This is a genomic window from Arthrobacter sp. (assembly GCF_031179385.1).
Classification (GTDB): Bacteria; Actinomycetota; Actinomycetes; order Actinomycetales; family Micrococcaceae; genus Arthrobacter_D.
Map to the genome: position 1 here is coordinate 1 of NZ_JAPSHV010000146.1, position 5,666 is coordinate 5,666.

General features: G+C 60.5%; 5 protein-coding genes. 3 read left to right on the forward strand and 2 right to left on the reverse strand.

Annotated features, from left to right (window positions below):
• Together RIF85_RS14210 and RIF85_RS14215 are read right to left on the reverse strand one after the other, a co-directional pair.
• Positions 1-1,539, reverse strand: a 1,539-nt coding sequence (locus tag RIF85_RS14210; protein WP_309072553.1) for an FdhF/YdeP family oxidoreductase, incomplete at its 3' end; no start/stop codon positions are given.
• A 13-nt stretch (positions 1,540-1,552) separates the two neighbouring features.
• The gene (locus RIF85_RS14215) at positions 1,553-2,500 is read right to left on the reverse strand and encodes a methylenetetrahydrofolate reductase (RefSeq protein WP_309072554.1); all 948 of its coding nucleotides are present in this window, start codon (positions 2,498-2,500) and stop codon (positions 1,553-1,555) included.
• A 256-nt stretch (positions 2,501-2,756) separates the two neighbouring features.
• Between RIF85_RS14215 and RIF85_RS14220 the strand changes: the two genes are divergently transcribed.
• From RIF85_RS14220 to RIF85_RS14230, 3 genes are all read left to right on the forward strand, one after another.
• Positions 2,757-4,160: an MFS transporter gene (locus RIF85_RS14220; protein WP_309072555.1), complete on the forward strand. Its 1,404-nt coding sequence runs from the start codon at positions 2,757-2,759 to the stop codon at positions 4,158-4,160.
• Between the two features lie 56 nt (positions 4,161-4,216).
• Positions 4,217-5,323, forward strand: coding sequence for an S-(hydroxymethyl)mycothiol dehydrogenase (locus RIF85_RS14225; RefSeq protein WP_309072556.1), 1,107 nt, complete (start codon positions 4,217-4,219; stop codon positions 5,321-5,323).
• The coding region (locus RIF85_RS14230) for an MBL fold metallo-hydrolase (RefSeq protein WP_309072557.1) at positions 5,320-5,666 on the forward strand (347 nt) is incomplete at its 3' end. The genes RIF85_RS14225 and RIF85_RS14230, both read left to right, overlap by 4 nt.

Below are 5,666 nucleotides of genomic sequence, written 5' to 3' on the forward strand. Positions count from 1 at the left end.
GCGGCCTGTGGAGACGTGGGAATGGTTTAGTTTCGTGGAGATCTGCACACTGAGGCGAGTGTTCGCCAGCGCCTTTTCCGTGACTTCTGAATCCGGTGCGGCCCGAACGAAGTTGCCGCCCATCCCGATGAAAACACGAACCTCGCCGTCCCGCATCGCGCGGATCGCAGCCACGGTGTCGTGGCCGTGTTTGCGCGGCGAAACGAATTCGAACCGATCGTCCAGGCTGTCATGGAACTTCGCGGGCATTTTCTCGAAGATGCCCATGGTCCGGTCGCCCTGGACATTCGAGTGGCCACGGACTGGGCAGACTCCCGCGCCCGGCTTTCCGATGTTTCCTTGGAGCAGCAGCACGTTGACCACGTCCCGAAGAGTGGGCACAGAGTGCTTGTGCTGGGTCAGCCCCATGGCCCAGCAGACGATCGTCGCGCTGGACGCTAACAGGCGTTCTCCCGCTGATTCGATTTGCTCGAGGGTCAGGCCGGTCGCTTCCAGGATGTCATCCCACTGCGTCTCCTCAAGGGACCGCAGATATTCATCAATGCCGACGGTGTGATCCCGGATGAAGTCATGGTCCAGGACCGTGGACAGCCCGGGGGTCTTTCTCCCTTGGGACTCCGCTTCCAGAAGGTACTTGCCGAGGCCTTGGAAGAGGGCCTGGTCGCCGCCGGCCCGGATTTGCAGAAAATCGTCAGTCAGTTGTGTTCCCTTGACCATGCCGGAGACGGTCTGCGGATTCTCGAACCGGAGGAGCCCGGCTTCGGGAAGAGGATTGACGGAGATGATGAAGGCGCCGTTTTTCTTGGCCTTCTCCAGTGCGCTGAGCATTCGCGGATGATTCGTTCCAGGATTTTGGCCGGCCACGAAAATCAGGGACGCTGTCTCAAGATCATGAAGGCTAACCGAGCCTTTGCCGATGCCAATAGTCTCGACGAGTGCTGATCCCGAGGACTCGTGGCACATGTTTGAGCAATCCGGGAGGTTATTGGTCCCGATACCCCGCACGAGGAGCTGGTAGAGGAAAGCTGCCTCGTTCGAGGTCCGGCCCGAGGTGTAGAAGACGGCCTGATCCGGATGATCCATGGCGTTGATCTCCTGGGCAATCAGTTCGTACGCCTGGTCCCACTCGATCGGCCTGTAATGCGTTGCATCCTCGTCAAGCAACATCGGGTGAGTCAGCCGGCCTTGCTGGCCCAACCAGTAGTCGTCCCGAGTCCGCAGGTCGGCGATGGAATGCCTAGCGAAGAACTCGGGTGTGACACGGCGGCGGGTTGCTTCCTCTGCTACCGCCTTGGCGCCGTTCTCGCAGAATTCGGCCGTATTGCGCTTCTCATGTTCAGGCCAGGCACAGCCCATGCAGTCGAAACCATCGATCTGATTGACGGCCAGGAGCGTCTGAATGCTCCGCAACGGGCCCATCTGTTCCATGGAGATCTTCAGCGAGTTCACGACCGCCGGTACGCCGACGGCCTTGGATTTGGGTTTGGTGAGAGTCAGCTTCGACTCGTCAATATTCTCTTTGGGAGCTTTTGAAGCCACAGGATCTTTCCTTTCAGATCTTGGCTGGAAACGAAGGACCGGCGGTGTTGCCCGGCAGCAACATTGCTTGCTGCGGCAGGCCGCTCAGGAGGTTCGGCAATCGCTGGAAGTCATTGAATGTGTAGACGTGAAAACCGGCAAAGAGGGGGTGACCTGCCACCTTTCGGTGAATGTCGCGGATTAGTCTGCCGCTGTCGTAGTTCAGAAAGTCGCCGCGTCGCCACAGGGCGCCGGTCATGCCGGTCCTACGGGCGAGTTTCAATGAACGCCCTACTCCGAGGCGCGCTCCCATGGTCAGCAGCTTCTTGGTTGAAACAGGGCCGGGAACCCCCACCCATACGGGCAGGTTCACGCCGTTCTCGCGCAGTGAACGCAGATAACGGTTGATCGCCTCCGCGGAGAAACACATCTGGGTGACAAGGGAGGATGCCATCGGTGCCTTGCTCACAAGATTGTGCACCAATTGTTCCCGGCTTAGTTCAGGATGCCCTTCGGGATAGCCGGCAACACCTGCGGAAAAATCGGATGAGAATTCCTTCACCGCCTCTAAGAGATGCCCGCTCCAGGAGTATGGGCCTGCAGGCGTGCGTCGGTCACCGGCGACAAGGAACAGCTCCGAGAGGCCGGCATCCTGCAATTGTCTCAGCAGGGAGTGCAGCTCGGCCTGGCCGGAAATACTGCGGGCAGCCAAATGGGGGATTGTGCGGTAACCCAGCCGGGCCAAACCGACCGCTGTTTCCACGGTGCGTTTGGGACCGTGGTGGGGAAGGCACGTCACACTGACGGAGCCCGAGCTGGCGAAGATCGCTGGAAGTTGCGTGAGCAGATCTGGCGAAGGGACGACTTCCAGCCGCACCCTTGCGGCCCCTTGTTTGTTCATCCCGCTCCATCCTGAGGCAGCTGTCGCCCATTTCGAGTGATTTCGGTCGTGCGCTGAAGAGCGTGCGGTGACATTAGCCAACGCGCGTAGTGATATATCAGTTATAGGAACTGTATGGAGCAGGAGCGCGGGCGTCAAGGCTCCCCGGGTTTACTTGGGCTTCACCACCTCGCCGAACGCGGACGGTAGGTCGCATTCGGGGCAAAGTGCGTAATCCTTTGACACCACGTGAGCCACGACACTAGCGTCTCATATATCAGTCTTACGGCCTCAAAATATCTATCTCATAGCAGGTCTGGCATAGGCGCCAGGCTCCCGCAACCCGATTAGGAAAGAAATGAGCCTCAGCACCACTCTTGATAGAGCACGTTTTTCCCCCTTCCACCGAAAGCTGGTGATTGGTTGCATGGGCGGTCCGCTCCTGGACGGCTACATGCTGAGTATCATCGGCATCGCAATGCTCGGTGTGACTGCCCAGTTCAACGCATCTGAACTCGAAGTCAGTCTCATTGGCGCCGCTGCGTTGGTTGGAATCTTCTTCGGGGCGATCCTTCTTGGTCCATTGACCGACAAAATCGGTCGACGGCTGATGTACACGATCGACCTGTGGGCACTGGTCATCGCATCCGCCCTGCAGTTTTTTGTCCAGGACGCCACCCAACTCATCATCCTGCGATTCATCGTCGGCCTCGCCATTGGTGCGGACTATCCGATCGCCAGCGCATTGCTGGCTGAATGGCTGCCGCAAAAGCGACGCGGCAAGATGCTGGGCATGCTGATCACGGGTTGGTTCGCGGGTGCTGCCCTTGCGTCGCTGGCAGGCTTCATCCTCTTCGAACTGTTCGGGCCTGAAAGCTGGCGCTGGATGCTCGGCAGTTCCGCTGTCCTTGGCATCGCAGTTCTTGCCATGCGGCACGGCATTCCGGAATCTCCCCGGTGGTTGATGAACCACGGGCGGCAGGAAGAAGCCGAGCGTGCCCTGCACACCGGCCTGGGGGACCAGATTGACGCCGCCTCCGTGCTCGCTGCCGAGGCTCAGGCACCTGAGCCGGGCGCGCCCAAGTCGAAGGTCGATTTCTCACTGCTGCTGCGCCGTCCCTATCCCCGGCGGTTGTTCTTCTGCAGCGCGTTCTACATCCTTCAGGTAACTCCTCTCTTCGCGATCTTCACTTTCGGCCCTGTTATCCTCAGTTCCTTCGGCTTGGGGGAGGGTAACCTCGCAAACCTCGGCTCAGTGATCATCAACGTCGTCTTCCTCCTCGGCTGCCTGCCGGCTCTTCGCCTGGTTGAAACTGTCGGACGCCGGCCTCTGATCATCTGGAGCTTCGCCCTGATGGCCCTCCCGCTTTTCGTCCTTGGATTCGCTCCGGGCGCGCCTGTAGCGGTCATCATCGCCTGCTTCTGCATGTACGCATTCTTCTCGGGTGGACCCAATATCCTCGAGTGGGCTTATCCAAGTGAGCTCTTCCCCACAGAGGTGCGGGCAAGTGCAATCGGCATCACCACAGGCGCCAGCCGAATTGGAGCGGCGGTTGGGACATTTGTCATCCCCTTCGCGCTGCGCGACTGGGGCGTCGGACCCACCATGATGGCCGCCGCTATTCTGACCGCGATCGGATGGCTGGTCTGTGTCCTCATGGCGGAGGAAACAAAAGGCATGTCCCTCGCTGCCGCCGCAGGCAGCAAGCAGGAGTCAAGCCCCGCTACTTCGGAGCCGCAGGCAGACAGGGCCGGCGTCTAGGCGTCGAACCGGCCATTCACCCTTTGAATCCCCACGACCCCGGAAAGGACCCCCTGATGGTTCACAAGGTGCAAGCAGTCATCGCCAAGGAGAAAAACGCCCCAGTCACACTGGAGACGATCCTGGTGCCGGACCCAGGACCGGGGGAGGCGCTGGTCGACATCCTCACCTGTGGGGTGTGCCACACCGACCTTCATTACCAGCAGGGAGGTATCTCCGATGACTTTCCTTTTCTGCTGGGACACGAGGCGACTGGAGTGGTCAGCGCTGTCGGTCCGGACGTCACGGAGGTGGCGGCAGGTGACCGGGTGATCCTGAACTGGCGCGCGGTCTGCGGGGCATGCCGCGCGTGTTCGAAAGGCCAGCCGCAGTACTGCTTCAACACTCATAACGCCACCCAGAAGATGACGCTGGAGGACGGAACGGAGTTGTCGCCGGCACTGGGGATCGGCGCCTTCGCGGAGAAAACCCTCGTCGCTGCGGGGCAGTGCACCAAGGTGGACGAGGACGTGGACCCAGCCGCCGTCGGTCTCTTGGGCTGCGGCGTCATGGCGGGCATCGGCGCAGCCATCAACACCGGTGAGATCAAGCGCGGTGAGTCCGTGGCCGTGATCGGATGCGGTGGTGTCGGCATTGCGGCGATCGCCGGTGCGAAGTTGGCCGGCGCAACCACGATCATCGCCGTGGATATCGACGCGAACAAGGTAGGGATGGCGAAGGACCTCGGTGCCACCCACGGGGTGGACTCGAGTACCGAAGACGCGATTGAGGCAATCCGTGCCCTCACCGGTGGCAACGGAGCGGACGTGGTGATCGACGCCGTCGGCCGTCCTGAAACCTATAAGCAGGCGTTCTACGCCCGCGACCTCGCCGGTCGTGTAGTCCTCGTAGGTGTCCCGACGCCGGACATGATGCTGGAGTTGCCGCTGCTCGACTTCTTTGGCAGGGGTGGATCGCTCAAGTCGTCCTGGTATGGGGACTGCTTGCCCTCGCGTGACTTCCCCATGCTCGTCAGTCACTACAAGCAGGGCAACCTGGACCTGGATGCATTCGTCACCGAACGGATCGCCATCGATCAGGTGGAGGAAGCCTTCGCCAAGATGCATGACGGCAAGGTTCTACGGTCGGTCGTCGAAATGGAGCCGGCGGTGGTTTCCTCATGAGCGTCCGCATCGAAAAGCTGGTCACCTCGGGCACGTTCTCGCTCGACGGCGGCACGTGGGACGTCGACAACAACGTCTGGATCATTGGCAACGACGATGAGTGCATCATCATCGATTCTCCACACGACGCAGCCGCGATCATCGACCAGGTTCGAGGCCGCAAAGTGTTGGGAATCCTGCTGACCCATGCGCACAACGACCACATCGGCGCCGCACGCCAGGTAGCCGAAACGGTCAACGCGCCCGTCTACCTGCATCCCGATGATGTGGTTCTGTGGGAACAGGTCTACTTGGACGTGCAACCGGATAAACAGCTCAAGGACGGCGACGTCTTTCAGATCGC